12 protein-coding genes and 2 pseudogenes are annotated in these 16895 nt (G+C 70.4%); 7 read left to right on the top strand and 7 right to left on the bottom strand.

The window, feature by feature from the left end; translation table 11 throughout:
• Window positions 1–185 precede the first annotated feature (185 nt).
• The 4 genes and pseudogenes from ACFSBI_RS12605 to ACFSBI_RS12595 all read right to left on the bottom strand — a co-directional run bounded on the left by ACFSBI_RS12605 (window position 186) and on the right by ACFSBI_RS12595 (window position 2094).
• Complete coding sequence (locus tag ACFSBI_RS12605) at window positions 186–569, bottom strand: hypothetical protein (protein ID WP_377935563.1); 384 nt, start codon at window positions 567–569, stop codon at window positions 186–188.
• A pseudogene (locus tag ACFSBI_RS12600) lies at window positions 457–1029 on the bottom strand (P-loop nucleotide/nucleoside kinase family protein); the annotation flags it as partial. The gene ACFSBI_RS12605 and the pseudogene ACFSBI_RS12600, both read right to left, overlap by 113 nt.
• Window positions 942–1214 (bottom strand): annotated as a pseudogene (locus tag ACFSBI_RS16280) (P-loop nucleotide/nucleoside kinase family protein); the annotation flags it as partial. The pseudogenes ACFSBI_RS12600 and ACFSBI_RS16280, both read right to left, overlap by 88 nt.
• Before the next feature lie 79 nt (window positions 1215–1293).
• Complete coding sequence (locus ACFSBI_RS12595) at window positions 1294–2094, bottom strand: phosphatase PAP2 family protein (protein WP_377935451.1); 801 nt, start codon at window positions 2092–2094, stop codon at window positions 1294–1296.
• A gap of 270 nt (window positions 2095–2364) precedes the next feature.
• On the opposite strand from ACFSBI_RS12595, the gene ACFSBI_RS12590 reads away from it, so the two are divergent.
• Window positions 2365–3927, top strand: coding sequence for an SGNH/GDSL hydrolase family protein (locus ACFSBI_RS12590; RefSeq protein WP_377935449.1), 1563 nt, complete (start codon window positions 2365–2367; stop codon window positions 3925–3927).
• A 173-nt stretch (window positions 3928–4100) separates the two neighbouring features.
• Window positions 4101–4535, top strand: coding sequence for a hypothetical protein (locus ACFSBI_RS12585; protein ID WP_377935447.1), 435 nt, complete (start codon window positions 4101–4103; stop codon window positions 4533–4535).
• A gap of 83 nt (window positions 4536–4618) precedes the next feature.
• On the opposite strand, the gene ACFSBI_RS12580 is transcribed toward ACFSBI_RS12585, so the two are convergent.
• On the bottom strand, window positions 4619–5014 hold the full coding sequence (locus ACFSBI_RS12580) for a VOC family protein (protein ID WP_377935445.1): 396 nt from the start codon (window positions 5012–5014) through the stop codon (window positions 4619–4621).
• A 354-nt stretch (window positions 5015–5368) separates the two neighbouring features.
• On the opposite strand from ACFSBI_RS12580, the gene ACFSBI_RS12575 reads away from it, so the two are divergent.
• Window positions 5369–5953, top strand: a complete 585-nt coding sequence (locus ACFSBI_RS12575; RefSeq protein ID WP_377935443.1) for a recombinase family protein — start codon at window positions 5369–5371, stop codon at window positions 5951–5953.
• Entirely contained in the window at window positions 5946–6560 is a 615-nt protein-coding gene (locus ACFSBI_RS12570; RefSeq protein WP_377935441.1) for a hypothetical protein, read from the top strand. Before ACFSBI_RS12575 ends, ACFSBI_RS12570 begins: the two co-directional genes overlap by 8 nt.
• Window positions 6561–6750: 190 nt before the next feature.
• Here the strand turns inward: ACFSBI_RS12570 and ACFSBI_RS12565 are convergent, their stop codons facing one another.
• On the bottom strand, window positions 6751–7608 hold the full coding sequence (locus ACFSBI_RS12565) for a hypothetical protein (protein ID WP_377935440.1): 858 nt from the start codon (window positions 7606–7608) through the stop codon (window positions 6751–6753).
• Window positions 7502–13648, bottom strand: coding sequence for a hypothetical protein (locus ACFSBI_RS12560; RefSeq protein ID WP_377935438.1), 6147 nt, complete (start codon window positions 13646–13648; stop codon window positions 7502–7504). The genes ACFSBI_RS12565 and ACFSBI_RS12560 overlap by 107 nt, the downstream gene beginning before the upstream one ends.
• A gap of 317 nt (window positions 13649–13965) precedes the next feature.
• On the opposite strand from ACFSBI_RS12560, the gene ACFSBI_RS12555 reads away from it, so the two are divergent.
• From ACFSBI_RS12555 to ACFSBI_RS12545, 3 genes are all read left to right on the top strand, one after another.
• A complete protein-coding gene (locus ACFSBI_RS12555) occupies window positions 13966–14685 on the top strand; it encodes a hypothetical protein (protein WP_377935436.1) in 720 nt (239 codons plus the stop codon).
• A gap of 201 nt (window positions 14686–14886) precedes the next feature.
• Complete coding sequence (locus ACFSBI_RS12550) at window positions 14887–16032, top strand: type IV toxin-antitoxin system AbiEi family antitoxin domain-containing protein (protein ID WP_377935434.1); 1146 nt, start codon at window positions 14887–14889, stop codon at window positions 16030–16032.
• Window positions 16029–16895, top strand: an 867-nt coding sequence (locus tag ACFSBI_RS12545; RefSeq protein WP_377935432.1) for a nucleotidyl transferase AbiEii/AbiGii toxin family protein, incomplete at its 3' end; no start/stop codon positions are given. The genes ACFSBI_RS12550 and ACFSBI_RS12545, both read left to right, overlap by 4 nt.

Raw genomic sequence — 16895 nt, 5'->3', positions numbered from 1 at the left:
TGAATCCTCGACTGCGCCGGACTCCCATGGCGCGGCTCCTCGTCGTCCACCGGGGTCCGAATCATGAACTGCCGCAGCGCGGTCGCTTCGCCTACCCGACGAGATGCTGGCGAGATTGCCGCGCGTCCGTCACGATCCACGCCTTGCCGTGCACCGGGTCGGACGGTCGCAGCATCGCGGTTGCTTCAGCGGACGACGCGGTCCGAGGCGGGCCGCACAGGGCAGGCGACCTGCCCTGAGAGCCGCACCACGACGGCAAGGCCTGCCAGTACGAGTGCGCCGATCGCGAGTAACGGCTGGATTGGAGCGAACCAGGTGATCGCTCCGGTGTAACCGAGTGCCAGCAGAGCGAGCTTGTTGCAGACCGGGCATCCGACGGCGAACCAGGCAAGCAGCCCGCCCGCCATGCCCAGTCGCCCGCCGCGAACCGTGCGATCCGGCTCTGCTGCGGGAAGTTCAGCCGCGTCGCCGAGTCGCACATAAGTTGCGATTAGCAAGCCGGAGAGGGCCGAGGTGACCAGCCAGACCGGGTAGTTCCACCAGACGGGCGCGATCTCGCGGGAGAACAAGGGGTTCGGGACCAGGGGAGTGAGACGTCTCACGAGCAGGGGCTTGAGACATGAGCGGCAAGTCAAACTCCGGGGAGTTCGTCTGCGTCTGGTGGCTCGAATCTCGGTAGGTAAGTGCGGAGCTGATTGGTACGTCCAGTGGCTGACCGGAGCGTTTGCGCGCCTCGAGTCGACGCTCGAGCTCTTGGGGTGGAGCGTCGAGGAAGCAGAACTCGGCGGGCGCCCCGAGCGCCTTCGCTCGTGCCCGGTAGTCGTCGCGTTCTGCTCGTGCCCAGAGCCCGTAGTCGAGGACCACGTCCACGCCGAGCGAGAGCAGGCGGGCTGCGAGGTCCCAGAGCAGTCTCTCCACGGCCAGTCGCTCTTTGTCGAGATCGGCGGTGCCATGAGCGTCATCAGCCAGTCGTCCTTGGTGAGCCGGACGGCGTTGTATTGGCGTTCCAGTTGCTTCGCCAGCGTTGTCTTCCCGGAGCCGGGCAGTCCGACCATGACGTGCAGGGTCGCCTTGGCGCTCGGCGGATCGTCATCGGTCACGGGCCACTCTGCCCCCGCGATCTCGCGACGTGCCAAGCGTGCAGATTGAAACCGCGTTGGGCGCGGCAGCAGGCTCGAGGAGGTCGTCGTCGACCGGGGTCGCCGCGCCTTCATAGGTGGAGGTCCCGCGTGCTGAACGAGCGAGGTGTCTCGCGAGCAAGGGAGTGAGACGGACCGCATGCCGGGACCGGGGTCATCGCCCGTCCGGAGCGGAGGGGCTGAGGGTTAGGTGGAGTCGATGCGCAGTCACGACCGTCGCGAGCCACCCGGCCCCGGCCGCCCAACCGGTGAGCACGTCCGTGAACCAGTGGGCGCCCAGGAGCACTCGACTGAGACCCACCGAGGCGGTCACGGCGGTCGCCGCGGCGGAAGTCAGGATCTGCGGGGCGTTCTCGCGCTGCTCGAGCATGAGCAGGTAGGCCACCGTGCCGGCGACAACCGTCGCGTTCAACGTGTGGCCGCTGGGGAACGAGGGGGAGTGCTCGAAGGGCGGGATGGCGTCGCGCCGGGGCGGCCGGTGCCGGTCGACGACGCCTTTCCCGCCCAGGGTCATCAGCAGGGAGCCCGCGCCCGCGGCCGCCACGGTGATCAGCGGAAGCGGGTCGCGAGCTCGCAGGGACAGCGCAGCGCCGGCCACGGCGGCGAGGGCCGGCATGCCGATCGGACCGAACAGGTGCGCGGTGAGGGCGGCGGCGCCGTCGGGCAGCGGACCGCGGAGCCGCTTCGCCATGGCCAGGGCGGGACGGTCGAGTCGGGCGATCCCGTCCTGGTCGGCGACGGCGTCGTACAGGAACGTCGTCGCCCAGACTCCTGCGACCGCGGCGGCGCCGCCGATGGCGAGCGTCGTCGCGATGGCTGCGGGCTCGTTGCGGCGAGCCGCCAGACGTCGTTGCGCCTCGAGCAGGCGCTGGCCGCTCCGCGAGCGCCACTCCGTGACGTCCCTGCGACCCAGCGAGCGTCGCGAGGAGGACGGGGAGGCGGGCGGCGTGCGCATGCGCCGAACCTCTCATCCCCGTCCTGTGCGTCGCGCGATGCAGTCCTCGCGATGGCATTCCGCCATTCCGCTGCGGCGTCGAAAGGACGATTCATACCGTGGCCGCGAATTCGTTCTCAGAGATGCGCAGTATCGAGCAGCCCCGGACAGGGACCTGTTCCTCGTTCGACATGTTTGAAATCGTGGGAATAACGGTATTCCCACGGGTGGGGTTGGTCGATGGTCCTTGCAATCGTGCGCCAGTTGGCGAAAGCACATCATGGTCAAGTGATGACCGCGTTCGAGGTGCACGCGTCGGGCGCGACGGTCGAGGCGAGCGGGCACGTCGGTGCCATGCGGGTCCTCATCGTCGGTTCGGGGATCACGACGGGGTGGGGGGTGCAGACGCACAGCCTGGCGCTCATGGGGTCGCTGCGTCGTGCGCTGCAGGCTCGCATGGAACGACCGGTCGACATCGAGCAGCTCAGCGAGGTGGGGGCCACCATGTCGCGCGCGAACGAGCTCCTCGGCACGCGCGCGACGGACCGCTGGGACGCGATCGTGGTCGCGTTCGGTCTCAGCGACGCCATGCGGCTCACCCGTACGAGCTCCTGGGTGCGGGCCACGAGCCGCCTGATGGCCAAGCTCGACAGCGATATGCCGGACGGCCTGCTCGTACCGATCGCCGTCGTCGGCATCCCGCCGACGGATCTGCTCGGCGCTCTCCGCACGCTGCTGCCGCTGCGTCGTCTCATCGCCCGTCACGCGGTTCGACTCAACGAGCTGACGGCGCAGACCGTCGCGCGCAACCGGCGAGCCGTGTTCGTGCCGATGCCCGGCATGGTCAACAGCAGCAGTCGTCCCACGGGGTCGCCCGAGGCGTACGCGGCGTGGGCCGAGGTGATCGCCGCAGGGCTGCAGGAGCGGCTCGCCGAACAGCGCTCGGACCGGTCCGCCGAGATCCTCGACGACGACCTCCTCCGCGAGGCCGCCGAGGTGCTGGAGCGCCTCGCGATGCGATCGGCCGAGGACGACCTCGATCCGTCCCGCAGTGCAGAGCCGCCTCCTCGTGGGTCGAGGCGTCGTGCCTCCGGCTGGCTCGCTGAGCTCAGCACGCGTCGCGGACGTCGATCGTTGCTGCGGACCGAGGGCAGAGCGCTCACCCAGGTTCCGACGGCGCGGGCCGTGCCGGAGGAGTCCGAGGTCCGAGTGCCTGGCAGCGACCCGATCCGCGTGCTGCTGGTCGGCGGCGAGTACTCGATCGGGTTCGGCGCCGCCTCTCGAGCGGACGCGCTCGACGGAGCGCTCGCTCGCCTGCTGCATGTGCGGACGGGGCGCGGAGTGATCGTCGAGAACCGAGCCCAGCACTCGGTGCGGCTCCACCAGCTCGCCGGCTCCCTCGGGCCCGCAGGAGCGCACACGTTCGACCTCGTCGTCTGGACGCCGACGTTCATCGAAGCCGCGACGATGCTGCTGCGCTCGCGCTGGACCGCGGGCATCGAACTCATGCTGCGCAGGATCGAGTCGACCTCCGACGCCGGCGTCGTGCTCGTCGGGGTGCCGCGGCTGCTCGGCATGCAGCCGCTCGCCGTGCTCGGGCGCTCGCGGGCTGCGCAGATCGCGCGGCTCCTCCGCCGGATCGCCGACCGGCACGACCAGGTCCTCGTCGCCGAGCCCCCGCCGGTCGCGCTCCAGGACGTCGACGCCGCGGACGGTCCCGCGGTCTATCGCGAGGCCGCAGCGGAGCTGCTGCCCGTGGTCCTCGAACTGCTCGAGCGCCGAGCCGATCGAGGACGAGACGCGGCGCCCCAGGACGCGCTGCTGACGCAGGCCCTCGAGCCCGCGCTGCACTGACGGTCGACCCGGAGCTCACCAAGGAGTGACGGAAGCCCAGGAGAACGAGGCGTCTCATACCCAGCAAAGTGAGACAGGCCGGTGTTGCACGCACACATCCTTGATGTGTCTCCAGGTCATGGGCTTGCTTGGTGGGCGGGAGAGTTGCTGCGGGTGTCTGTGAGGAGGGTGTCGTGACCAGGAAGGCTGGGCGGTTCGTTGTCGTGCTTCTGGGTCTGATTGCGGTTGCCGCTCTGGTGGTTCTGGGCTACGCAACTGGTCGGGGTAGCCGGCTGGAGGTGGCGTCAGTTGAGGTGGTGGCGCCGGTGAGGGGAGGGGATTCCTCCGCGATGACGGGCCGCTTGGGGGCGAGCCGATCGCAGGATCACGCGTGCTTCTGGTTAGACCCGAGCGGCAGCCAGAGCGAAGACCGGATCTACCTGCTCTTCGCGGAGCGGTACTCCGCCAATGACGCCCTTGCCCTACTGGATGAACAGGGTCGGCTTATCGCCAAGCCTGGCGATGTTGTGACCGCTGTCAATGCCGAGCCGCGTGACGGTGCAGCGCCCCAGTTCTGCCCTTCTGGCCCTGGGATGACCGTCTATGCGGTGCATCGGGCGGGATCCTGATCCAAGCCACGAGCGCGCGAGAGAACCCTCCTGACTGCGCTCCGTGCCAGAGGGGGAGGTCTCAGCAGCAGGTTCGTGAGACGTCAGTCGTCACCTTCTTTGTGGAGTGCCTCGATGTTGTTGCCGTCAGGGTCCCGAAGGAAGGCGCAGTAGGCGCGGTACTCGGGCCAGAACCGGGGCGCGTGCCTGGAGACAGCGCCGGCCGAGACGGCGGCTGCGTGGAAGCGATCGACTCCCGCCCGATCCTCCGCGGCGAAGGCGACGTGAACCCGTCGGGTGACGGAGGTGTCGTGGCGCGCCCGCTCGAGCGAGAACGAGAGCCGGTCCTCCTCCGGGCGCCAGTACTCCGCAACTCCGTCTGCTCGGTGAAGCGCCTCGACCCCGAGTGCTCCCAGCGCGGCGGTGAAGATCCGTTCGCTCGCCTCAAAGTCGGAAGCGATCACGGCGAAGTGATGAACGAACGGGACGGCGTTGGTCACAGCCGAAGCGTAGGGAGCGTGAGGAGGTCCGGCTCGTCCAACCCGAACCTCGGCTAGCTGAGAATCTGTCTCAGCGGTATGCATCTGAGACGAGGAGTGCTCGGCGCAGTTGCTGGCCTGTCTCGCTGCCTGTCTCAAAACCTCCGTCTCCGCGCGCTGCAACGAAGTCAGCAGTGACCTCGCGGTCGTCCACTAACGATCGTTTGTGACCTCCCGCTCGAGCTGCTGTAGCGGCCCCCGGAAGTACGGGCCGGGCCGTGGGCCAAAACCCGTGACCGGAATCAAACCGGCCAGAACCCGTACCTGTACCTTTGCGGTCGAGCAGTCGGAGTCGGTGAGACGGGGGAGTGGCCGGTGGGCAACGTGATCGGGTACGCGCGGGTGTCGACGGTCGATCAGAACCTCGACTCGCAGCTCGACGCCCTCCGGAAGGCGGGGGCTGCTCGGATCTTCACCGACAAGCTGTCGGGCTCCACGACCGCGCGGCCGCAACTGCAGGCCTGCCTGGCCTACTTGAACCCGGGCGACGTTCTGGCGGTGTACTCCACCGATCGGCTCGGCCGCTCGGTGGGGGACCTGATCGAGATCGTGGGCCGGCTGCGGGAGCAGGGGATCCAGTTCAAGTCCCTGACCGAGCCGTTTGACACCACGGATCACGGCGGTGAGCTGTTCTTCCACATCGTGGCGGCGTTCGCGCAGATGCAGCGGCGACAGATCAGCGAGAAGACCCGCGCCGGACTCGCGGCTGCCAAGGCGCGCGGGCGGCTCGGTGGTCGTCCGACGGTCATGACGCCGGACCGGATCGCCCATGCGCGGCAGATGCGCGCCGAGGGCAAGCCCTACGACGACATCGCCGCCCTCCTCGGGGTCGGCGCCTCCAGCGTCAAGCGCGCCTTGCGCGACTCGATCACTGCCAGCCCTGGTGGTGAGCGTGCCTGACGAGGACGAGGCGTGGATCACCCCGTCGTCCATCGAGCGTTTGAGCGGGGAGGAACGCTTCACCGGGCTTGAGGCATCAGTACGGGAGTTCTGGCGCTTCGCCCTCGGAGACCCGCGGATGAACAACGCCCGCGGCTACCTGGCGGAGTTCCTCGTCGCCCGAGCCCTCGCCATCAGTAATCCGCAGCGGATCGAGTGGGCCGAGTACGACGTGCTGCTCGACGACATCCGGATCGAGGTCAAGAGCTCCGCCTACCTGCAGGCCTGGGAGCAGCGTCACCTGAGCCGCATCACGTTCTCCGGCCTCAAGGGCACCCCGTACAACCCGCGCAGCGGCTACGACCCCGCTGGTCGGCAGTACAACGCCGAGGTCTACGTCTTCGGGGTGCAGACCGCGCTCACCCACGACGCCTACGACCCGCTTGATGTCTCCCAGTGGGAGTGGTACGTCCTTCCCCGCAGCGTCCTCGCTCACCTGGGCCAGGCCACAATCTCGCTCACGACCCTCCGCGCACACACGCACCAGGTGGAGCTCCAGACGCTCGAGGTCGCCGTCCGCGCGGCCGCCTCAGCTGATCGCGAACCACCCTCGCCTCACCCGTCCTGAGACACCTCGGGGCACGTAGCTGTCGGACACGGGTCCGAGGAACAGCACGCGCCGCTCTACCAGCGGCCGCGGCAAAACGATCGATACCGAGACAACCCGTGGGGCCACGGCTACCCAGATCGGTTTGCTCCCGCTCGGCTTCCTCCGCGCAGACGGCAGCATGATTTCGGCCGCGTGGGGCCCGACGATCTCACCTGTCTTCAGGCCTTCGCTGCGCCCGCTCCCGAATCGATCGGCTGACCCGCGCGACCCCGCTCCTAGCCCGGTCTCGAGCGGGTCTCGGGCCGTCGCCCGCTCCCCTGACCAGACCACGGACCCCGTCCCGACCTTCGCCTCGGGATCGCGCCGCCCCGCTCGGGCGCAGCAGTACGCCCAGCTGCCGCAGCAGCCCCGCCAGCCGGTCTGCATCCTCCGCCAGGCGCTCCAACGACTGCTCGGACTGCGGATCCCAGGGCTCCTCGCCGTCGAGCAGCCGCTGCAGCCAGCGGTCCGGCCCCGGCACCCCCGCCGCGAGGACAGCCGTAACCCACGGGGCCTCGGCCCCCACCGCCTCGGCCGCCGCCGCGACCAGCAGTTCGCGGACCACGTCCCCCGACAGCCGGTCGATGCCCTCGGCGCAGCGCAGCAGCGGCGCCACCTCGAGGTCGTCCTCCTCCGGCGGGCGACCGCCCCGGAAGCCGCCGTGGAACGCCCATGGGGGACGTTGCGGGTCCAGCCGCTTGAGGGTCCGCTCGATCGCATCCAGGGCAGCAACCGGGTTACCGCCGAAGAAGCCTTGAGCCCGCTGCTGCCAGAACTGCAGGACGAGCCCGGCGACCTCGGCCTCGGCCGCGGCCCGTACAGCGCCCTCCAACTCCGGCAGGCCGTGCAGGCGTTCAGCGAGGTAGTGCGCCATCCACCGGGCCAGCACATCGTCGCCATCAATTGTCGCGGCGATCCGTTCACCCAGCGACAGGATCGCCGCGGTAGTCCCGCCAGCCGTCCCCGGGGGTGTAGAGGAAGAAGCGGACGTACTCATCGTCAGGTCCCCGATCGTCGTCGCGGTCACGGCCGCGCATGGTGGACGAGTAGTCGTGGCGCGCGAACCGCACCTCAGCCAGCAGCGCCAGGTCACCGGCGCCGACCAGAAGGTCGACCAGCTCCTGCGTCGCGACGGCGCGGTACCCCGACGGGCCGTTCGGGTCCCGGCCCGAACGCTCCTTGCCCGACCAGGTCTCCACCCGCATCGTCGCCGCCGGATCCTCAACGGCGTGCCAGTGCGTCCCGACTCCGTCGTGCCGCAGCCGTAGCCGCAGCCGCGCGGCGAGCCGCCCGTCGACCGCTGGCAGTGGGCATTGCAGGTCGGCGGCCAGCTCGTCCCGCCGGTCCTGACCGGCCTCCCCGTACGGGACGTCGATGCAGACGTACGCCCGGAATGGGCCGATCTCAACCGTGGGCTCGTTCGGCTCCTCCCCCGGGATTTGGAAGCCGGCCGCCAGTGACGGCGCGGTCTGCAGGGACCGCACGAGCGCTGGACCGGTGCGCCGATCTACTAGCCAGCTGTCGACCGCGACCCGGTCGTGCTTGCCGTACCGGACGTCCATGGCCGACAACTGCATCGTTACCGATCCCTGAGTCGGCAGCAGGGTCCGGACGAAGTCCCGCGACTGCACGTTCCAACGCCAGACACCCGACTCCGGGTCACCATGACCGACCGGCGGCACTGGCCGCCTCGCGTCCGCGGCCCAGAACCCGTCCCGCCGGGCGAGGTCGAAGTGCTCGCCCCACCGGTCGAACTCCGTCGCCGGGTCGTCAGGGTCGCGCCACCTCGTCGCCGTCGTGGACAGGCGGCCCGCGACCGTCATCAGCGCGTGGTAGCTGAGGTAGAAGTGGAGATCGTCGACCTCCGGCCAGTTGAAGTGGTTTGGCCAGCTCGCCTGCTCCCGGAACACGCCCGCCGCCCGGCGCGGATCGGACTTCAGCGCCGGGTTGCCGCGCCAGCTCCACTCGGTCAGGATGACCTCGCTGGCCTGATGGAGCACGGTCGCCGGGGGCACGTCGAAGCAGCGGATCAGCTCGCCGAACCAGTACTGCTGCAGGTCCCAGCCGAACGGGAACTCCGGCGCGGCCGCACCCGGCTCCCACGGGAGCGTCACCGGCGGGCGCTGATGCGACGGCACGTCCGCCACGACACCACAATCTGACTCCGACCCCTCCGGGCCCTCGGCCGGCCAGCCTCGCTCGTCCCGGCAGCGTTGCCGGATTCGCCGCCACGCCAGCTGCATGCGCCAGTGATCCCCGTAGCGACCCGCCAGCAGGCGCAACGTTTCGGCGACCGGTAGCACCGCTGCGGGGTCGGTCAACGACACCCGCTCGACCGCGACCAGCAGCGCTTCGGCCGCATGCATCCCATAGAACGGGAACCGGTCGTCGACGAACCCCGCCGGCAGCTCATCGGCTGCAGCGGTCCGAGCCAGCGCGGCAACGAACTCGGTCGCTCCCGCAGTCAGCAGCAGCCGAACCGCGTGCGTCGCCCGCCATCGCATGGCCGGAACCGGGTCGGCCAGCAGCGCCCACAGGTAGCCCGCCACCAGCTCCGGCTCGCCCGACCCCTCCGGTGGCGTCACCTGCCGCCTTGAGAATGCCGGCAACCCCAGGTCCACCTCGAGCTCGGCCAGCCCACGGGTCAGTGCGACCGCGGCTGCGTCCGGCTCGGTCATCGCCGCCGCCACCGCCGCCAGCCGGTAGCAGCGCTGCGCGCTGGATACCGCGACCGAAGCGTCGGCGGACCGCAGCGCCCGCAGCAGCACCTCCTGCGGCGTCACGTCTAGCACCGCGGCGAATCGTTCTGGCTGCAGACCGTGACCGAAGCCGGATACCACCTCCGTGCCGTGCTGCTCCAGGAATCGCGAGGCGAGGTCCTGCACAGCCTTCTTCGCCGCGAGACTCGGACCCGGCAGCCCCGCGGCCGCCTGCACGAACGCGACCCGGTCGCTGGCGCTGAACGTCGGCTCCCCTTCGAACAGGTGCACCGCGGCCGCACGGTGGTGCACCGGCAGCTGCGCGATTCGCTCCACCAGCGGCGCGACATCGAACCAGGACTTCTCCGCCTGTAGCAGCCGCGCTGCCTCAGCCATCCCGTCCGGACGCCACACCTCCACGTCCGACAGCGCGGTCACGACCCGTTCCCGGCCCGCGGCCATCCGGTCGCGGAACCCGTCGTCCGCCTCCGCCGGGTCAGGCTCGGCACCGCCGTCCTGCCGCTCCCCCTCCGGCAGCGACCTGCCTCCGCGGGCCCACTCCAGCTCCTGCAGCGCCGCCAGCCGCCGCGGCGACGCCGCACCGGTCTCCTGCAGCCGGGCCAGCAGCGGCGGCAGCGCGATCCGGTCCGAGCACGCTGCCAGCGCCGCCGCCGCCAGCGGGGCTGTCTCCCCCAGCCGCAGCGCTCGCACCGCCAATCCCAGCTGCCATGCCGTCGAGCCGAAGAAGCGGGACCGCCACTGCGCCGCCTGCGCAAACACCATCGGACCCGCCAGGCCCGCCAGCGCCGGGACGAGCTGCTGTTCGTCGATCTCGTCGTTCAGCCGTGGTGCGATCCGCTCGGCCACGTGGGCGAGCCGCAGCGCCAACAGGACGCCGTCATCATGGGCGGTGCCGCCCGCAGCTCGGGCGGCACCCAGCAGCGCCTGCCACCGCTGGTAGGCGTCGTCCCCGATGCGGGACGCCACCGTGATCCCGAGCGAGGCGTACTCGCGGCCCTCCGCGGCGTTGAACGCCCAGATCGCGCGAGCGAGCCGGATCAGCCCCTCGGTGGCCTCGTCGGCGGTCCACGCCGCGTCGAGGGCCTGCTCCCGGCACGTCGCAGCCGCGGTGAAAGCCGCGTCGGCGAACCGGTCGTCGCCGTGCAGCGCCGTGATCATCGCCGCCACGCCCCAAAGCCCCGAATGCGCCGGCGCGGACGACAGCACCTCGATCGCCGCGTTCAGCACCGCCGGATCATCGAAGGACGTCGCCAGTTGCATCACGATCGGACCTGCGAATCGGCGCAGCACCGTCTCGTCCCGCCACTGCTGCAGCTGCATCGGGAAGGTGCGCAGCAGCTCGAGCGCCTCCTCCTCCGAAAGCCCGCCTAGCGCCCAGCAGGCCCAGCCGTCCAGCCACGGCAGCAGCGGCGTCAGCCGGTCACGTGCCCGCTGCCGCTCCGACGCCCGGTCGATATCGGACTCCTCCCCCAGCAGCTCCTCCACCGACACCGCCCCGCCCACCAGCCGGGCCCGCAGCCCGTACAGCAGCAGCAGCCCCGTATCGGTGCGGCCGCGGTCGCCCAACGAGAACGGCGCCCGCGCTGGCAGGTAGGCAGCGACCATCTCGACCGCTGCGGCCGCCGGCACCACCTCCAGCCGCACCGCCGCCGCGCAGATCCAAGCCACTCCACGGTCGACGACGTCGGCCTCGTCGTGGCGCGAGAAGCCGACCCGGTCCACCTCGAGCCGCTCCGCATCCAGCAGCGACCACAGGTGCTCGACCAGACCAGTGTCCGCTGCGCACCCGGTGCGCTCCAACGCCGCCGCGACCGCGACGCCGACCGCCGTCGACGCTGTAGCGGCGGCCATCTGCTTCAAAGGATCCAGCTCCTCCCTGCCCACCAGCCGGGTCGCGAACACCGACGTGCACGCCAGCACCCACTCCGGCGGACGCCAGCCCGCTAGGTAGCGTTCCGCCGCCGGGAAGCCGTCGAGGCGGTACGCCGCGAACGCGACCGCCGCGACCTGCTCCGGTCGCACCTCGCCCAGACGGTCACCCGCGGTCTCCTTCGGACGGGTCACTCGCGCGTGCAGCGCCGCCCGTGCCGCCCGCAGCCGGCTGCGGGCCTCGCCCTGGCGATCCGGCTGCATCGCGAGCATCGTCGCCTCAGCGCCCAGCGCGCTCCCCGCCCAGTCCGACGGCAACGCCGACGCGGCGTGCAGATCGTCCAGCGTCGCGGCAGCGATCAGCTCACCGGCCAGGTCCGCCTCGTCCCGCAGCAGCGTGTACCGCCGCTCGCCCGCCGCGGCCGCTGCCCCCGCTACGACCGCCAGCCGTACGACCGCCGCCGGATCCTGCACGGTGATGCCTGCCCGCAGCGCGAACTCCGCGCGCAGCGTCGCGACCTGCCGACGCTCGACCTCGTTCGCCGTCGGCAGCGCCTCCTCCGATAGCGCCAGCGCCATCAGCTCCTCGTGACGGCCCGCCACCCACAGCACCTGCGGCAGCACCGCCGCGGCGTACCCGCTGCCCCCGGCCTCGCGACGCAGGGCGGTGACGACCTGATCGGCCGCCGCGCCCTCCAGGCCATACCGGGTGCGGAAGAAGGTCTCCGTCGGCTCGTCCGCGAATCGCACGCCAGCCTCCGTTACCAGCAGTCCCGACCCGAAATCGGCCACGAAGCTGCGCACCAGGTCCGGCGAGCACTCCGCCAGCGCCGCCAGCAGCTCCACCTCGATCGGTGGGCGCAGGATTACCAGCAGACGTCCCAGCAGGTGCAGCCGTTCACGGTCCGAGCCGACGTGCAGCAGCGCCGCGTCCAGTCGCGCCGCCAGCAGCCGCTCCACCGGATCGGTCCCCACGACCCCATCACCCGCCAGCCGAGCCAACACCGCCGGCAGGTCCGGCGCCGCATCCGCAGCGACCGCCTGCACCCTCGGATTGCCAGCGGTGAGGGCGTGGAACTCCTCCACCTCCGCCCGCGCCACCGACCCGAACCGGTGCTGCAGCAGCGAAGCCGTCTCGTCCAACACGAACGGCGGCAGCACCAGCAGCGTCGTCCCCGCCGCCTCCAACAGCTGCACCCGCTCCGGCCGGGACGTCACCGCGATCCGGACACCCGGCACCGGCGCCATCGTGAGCAGGTCCCGCACGAACGGCCGCTCCGCCCGCTCGTCCGCGGCGATCGCCGCATTGTCCGCCGCGTCCACCACCAGCAGCAGTAGACGCCCAGGCGTGCGCGCCTGAATCCCCGCGACTGCCTCCAGCAGCCGCTGGCGGAAGGCCGAGAAGTAGCTCGCCGAATCCGTGCCGAGGCGTGGAACGAGCGGTGCGCACCACCCGCGCCCCGCCAGCTCCGACACGATTTGCACCAGCCCGGCGCCAGCCAGGTGCCGGCCCGCCTCCACCGACCGGTAGCCGCCACCGCCAAAGCAGTCGTACACCACCACCTCAGCCCGGTCGGCGGCCAACATCGGCAGCGCCGCAGCGAAGGTGCTCTTGCCCACCCCGCCGATCGCCGTCACCACCGACGGGGTCGCGGAGTCCAGCACCGCAGCCAGCAGACCCGGCCAGCAGGCCCGCTGCACCGTCGCCGGCGTCGTCGACAGCTGCGACGGCGCTGGCAGCAACTGCCGAGGCTGCACCCCGAAGAACCCGGCGACGTCGACGGCGCGCAGCGGACCATCCCGTAGCCCCGCAGCGCGCTCGGCGACGGCGGCCACCAGCAACGCGGCCGGTCCCGGGTCGAACCCGCCCGTCAGCGCAGTCGCGCGCTCATCAACCGCAGCGCGCAAGGCCTGCACCGCCCACGGCTGGTTCTCCAAGCGGATCCGATCGCACAGCTCCGCAGCGCGCTCGATCGGGAGCCCGAGACGGCCGAGCAACGCTTTCGCCGTGACCGACCGCGGTGATGACCGCCGCACTTGGTCGAGCGCGGTCTGCAGCCGAGGCTCGAACGGGCGGTTCGATAGCAGCACGTACTCGGCCTCGACGTGCTCGGGTACCGCGAACGCCTGGCTCGCACGCTGCTCGAGCTGGCTGAACTTCTCGAACGCCTCTCCCAGCTCACTCAATCCGAGCGGGATGCTGCGCCGCTTCGTCGAGTACTTCAGCTGCGTCACCACGACCCGGTCGAACACGTCCTGCGCCGGGCCGTACCTGTGCATGACATCGATGACCTCGTCGCCCGGACCGGCGGCACCGGCGGCCGACTCGATCCACACCTCTTGCAGACCCGACCGCGGATCCAGCAGCCCGAGCGACTCCGACGCGGCCCAGACGTAATGGAACTGGTCGCCAGCCCGGCTGTTGCGGACCGTCTCACCGAAACCCGCCGCAGGAGCCTGCTCCGCTGGATCCGCCATCGTCACCTCCGTCGATCAGTCTGCTCCGGGCATACGCAACCGCCAGCGGGTCCACCTCGACGGAGACGCGATGAGCAGCGCGCCGACCAGCTGGAGCAAGGGCGGGCGGTGCTGACTAGGGCGCGGGCAGGCCTGCCCGACCCGACCACGCCGGTGCGGCGGCAGCTCGAGCAAGCGCCGAACATCTGCGCGCTTGTCAACGCCGCCTGGGCGGCGCTGTGGGCGGAATGGGACCGGCAGCAAGGTGACCGCGGACACGAGCGGCGACATGCTGCCGGCTGCGGACGGCATCGGGCGGGGCGACGTAGCGTCGCGCCATGCCCTACGAGCCGATCATCCCTGAGGGAGGTCACCTCGGGACCTCGCACGGACCCGATGGAGGTCTGGTCGGTCTGATCTTCGACGACGTCACAGGCAAGCTCATCGGTCAGGCCTCCTGGCACGACACCGGTGAGAGCGCACCGGAATTATCGGATTGGAACAGGCAGACGGTGGGCGAGCAGCCGCGGCCGCTGACCTCGGAGGAGCAGGCGGCGCTGGCTGCTCTCGCCGCGTTGATCGTGCTAGCTGCAATCGCGGCGGCGCCGGCTGCGAAGCGGTGGTGGGGCAGGGCAGTGGTTCCTGCCTTCAGGGCGGCTTGGCGGCGAATGGTTCCGGAAATCAGAAGGCTGCGGAACAGCCGCGGCGAGGACGCCGACGCGACCCGTGCCGAGGTCATCGAGTCTGGATCTGATGCCAAGGTCGTACTCGCGGATTCGAAGATCACGATGAGCAGCGCTGAGTGGGCAAGCCGCCATCAGGTCATGCTCGCTGCCAGCACCTTCAGTGAGGAGCAGCGTCAGTTGCTGTCCCTGGCGCGAGTGCTCGACGGCGGCCCTGCCGGCCAGCAGCTGACTGCTCAGCAGTTCGCGGATCGTGTTCAGCTGAAACTGCAGGCCAACCCGGCCGTGCTCGAAGAGCCGAACTCGGCTGCTGTCCTGTCTGCAGCTACTGCCTCGCCCGGTCGAGCGAAGGGCATCCTGCAGCTCGAGCAGTAGCCGCCGTCTGCTGGCGGTCGCCCGGTCATCCTTTGGGGCAGGTGACCGGTTGTTGTGAACCGTCGAGGATGACGGTCGGGCGTGCAATGGCGGCATGAAGGTTCCTGCAGCTGTGGGTCGCGTTGCCGGCGATGTGGTCGTTGCAGAACCATCTACCCGTAGCGCTACTGGGAACGTAACGTCCAATGTTATATTCCCAGTATGGCTGTGGTTGCGGAGGTGGATGAGCTCACGTCTGGGCAGTGGGGTCTGCTGACGGCCGCGCAAGCCATGCAGGTCGGTGTGTCGCGGATGCGGCTGTCGCGCGAGGTCACCAGCGGACGTCTGGAGCGGCTGCTGGCCGGGGTGTACCGCGACAGTGGGGCACCAGTGGATCCGTGGCAGGGGGTGCGGGCGGCGTGGCTGGCCAGCGACCCCGGCCGAACAGCCGAGGAACGTCTCGGCGACGGCGCTGCCGGAGTCGTGGTCGGCGGTGCGACGGCGGCGTACCTGCGTGGGATCGGTGATCTGCAACCGGAACCCGTCCAGCTATACAGTCCGACCCGGCGGCAGACCGAACGGACCGGGATCCGATACCGGATTCGCCAGCTGGAGGCGGTCGATGTCACCATCCTGGACGGTCTGCCAGTAACAAGTGTCGAGCGAACCCTGGCCGACCTGGTCGCGGACCGGCACGACCTCACCCTCGTTGTCGACGCTCTCCGCGATGCTGTCCGGACGTCCACGGTGGATCTGGAACGGCTGGCGGTGCTGCTGAATGCGCACGCAGCCCGGCTGAACCAGCCCGACGGGACAAGCCTGCTGCAATGGCTGGCGGATACGGGACGAATCGAGCTGCACCCTGCCCGCACCTCAGACGAGGTGCGACAGCGGTGGCTGCAGCAGACCGTGCGGCTCGCACTGCCCGACCTCGAGCCGCTGCGCCGCACCGTCCTGGCTGACATGCTGGACGCCACCCGCCTGCAGGACACCATCGCCGCAGCAATCCGCAACGGAGCACTCGCTCGGATCATGCAGGCAGCGGCGACCGCGACCGTGCCGACCGTCCCCGTCATCTCCTCCGAAGTGATCGAGCGGATCATGAAGGCCGCAGCGGCCGCGACGGTGCCGGCCATGCCCGCCATCTCCTCCGAGGTGCTTGAGCAGGTGATGAAGTCCGCAGCAGTCGCATCGTCCGCACCCGCACTCGCGGCCCTACAGGACACGGTCAACGCTCACACGCAGGCCCAGGCCGCGCAGCTGACCACGATGCAGGCGATTGCTCCTCGCATCGCGCCCGCACTGCAGGCCGCGGCCCCGTCGACCTCGCCGAATCGCGAAGAGCAGGCAGACGAGGAGTCGTCGTGACCGAAGCCGAGCCCTACCGGACCGGCACCGCGGTAGAGCGGGCGATCAGCGAAGCCGCCCGGCGCACCCGGACGGCCGAGCGGGACACGAACCGGCTGGTGCGCGAGGCGATCTTTGACCGGTTCCTGTGCCGCGTGTTCGCCGATGAGTCCGAGACGTTCCTGCTTAAGGGCGGCACCAGCATGCTCGCGCGGATCCCGACCGCCCGCACCACCCGCGACATCGACCTCGCAACCAAGGAACGCACGCTCGACGCCGCCATCACCGCGCTCCGCGCTGCGGCTGCCACCGACCTGGGCGACCACTTCCGGTTCGAGTACCGCGATACGCAGCCGCTGCTGGAAGGCGAAGGCCAGCCCTACACCGACGGCGCCCGGATCCGGTTTGACACCTACATCGGCGCCGCCAAGAAGGACGGCATCAGCATCGACCTCGTCCTCGGTCACACCCCCACCACTCCTCCGATCACCGCGCCGCCAGCGAACCGCCTCCCGCTACCGCGCCTTGCCACCCGCGACTACCGGCTGTACCCGCTGGTCGACCAGGTCGCTGACAAGGTGTGCGCCTGCGAAGGCCTCTACGGTCCGACAGGGCAACCCTCCAGCCGCGTGAAGGACCTCGTCGACCTGGTCCTCATCGCCAGGACCCAGACCCTCAACGGCAGCGACCTCACCCGTGCCATCAAGGTAGAGCGAGCCCGCCGCGCGCTCCCCGACCGCGACACCTTCACCGCCCCCGCCACCTTCGGCCGCACCTGGCGTACCGAAGCCGCCAAGGGCAATCTGCCGCCCGAGATCGACCTCGCGGCCGCTGTGATCCTTGTCAGCCACCTCATCGAACCCGCCCTCACGGCCACCGCGACC

It is taken from the genome of Amnibacterium endophyticum (genome assembly GCF_042680685.1).
Classification (GTDB): domain Bacteria; phylum Actinomycetota; class Actinomycetes; order Actinomycetales; family Microbacteriaceae; genus Amnibacterium; species Amnibacterium endophyticum.
The sequence above is the reverse complement of the archived record's forward strand: the minus strand, read 5'-3'. Positions and strand labels throughout refer to the sequence as shown.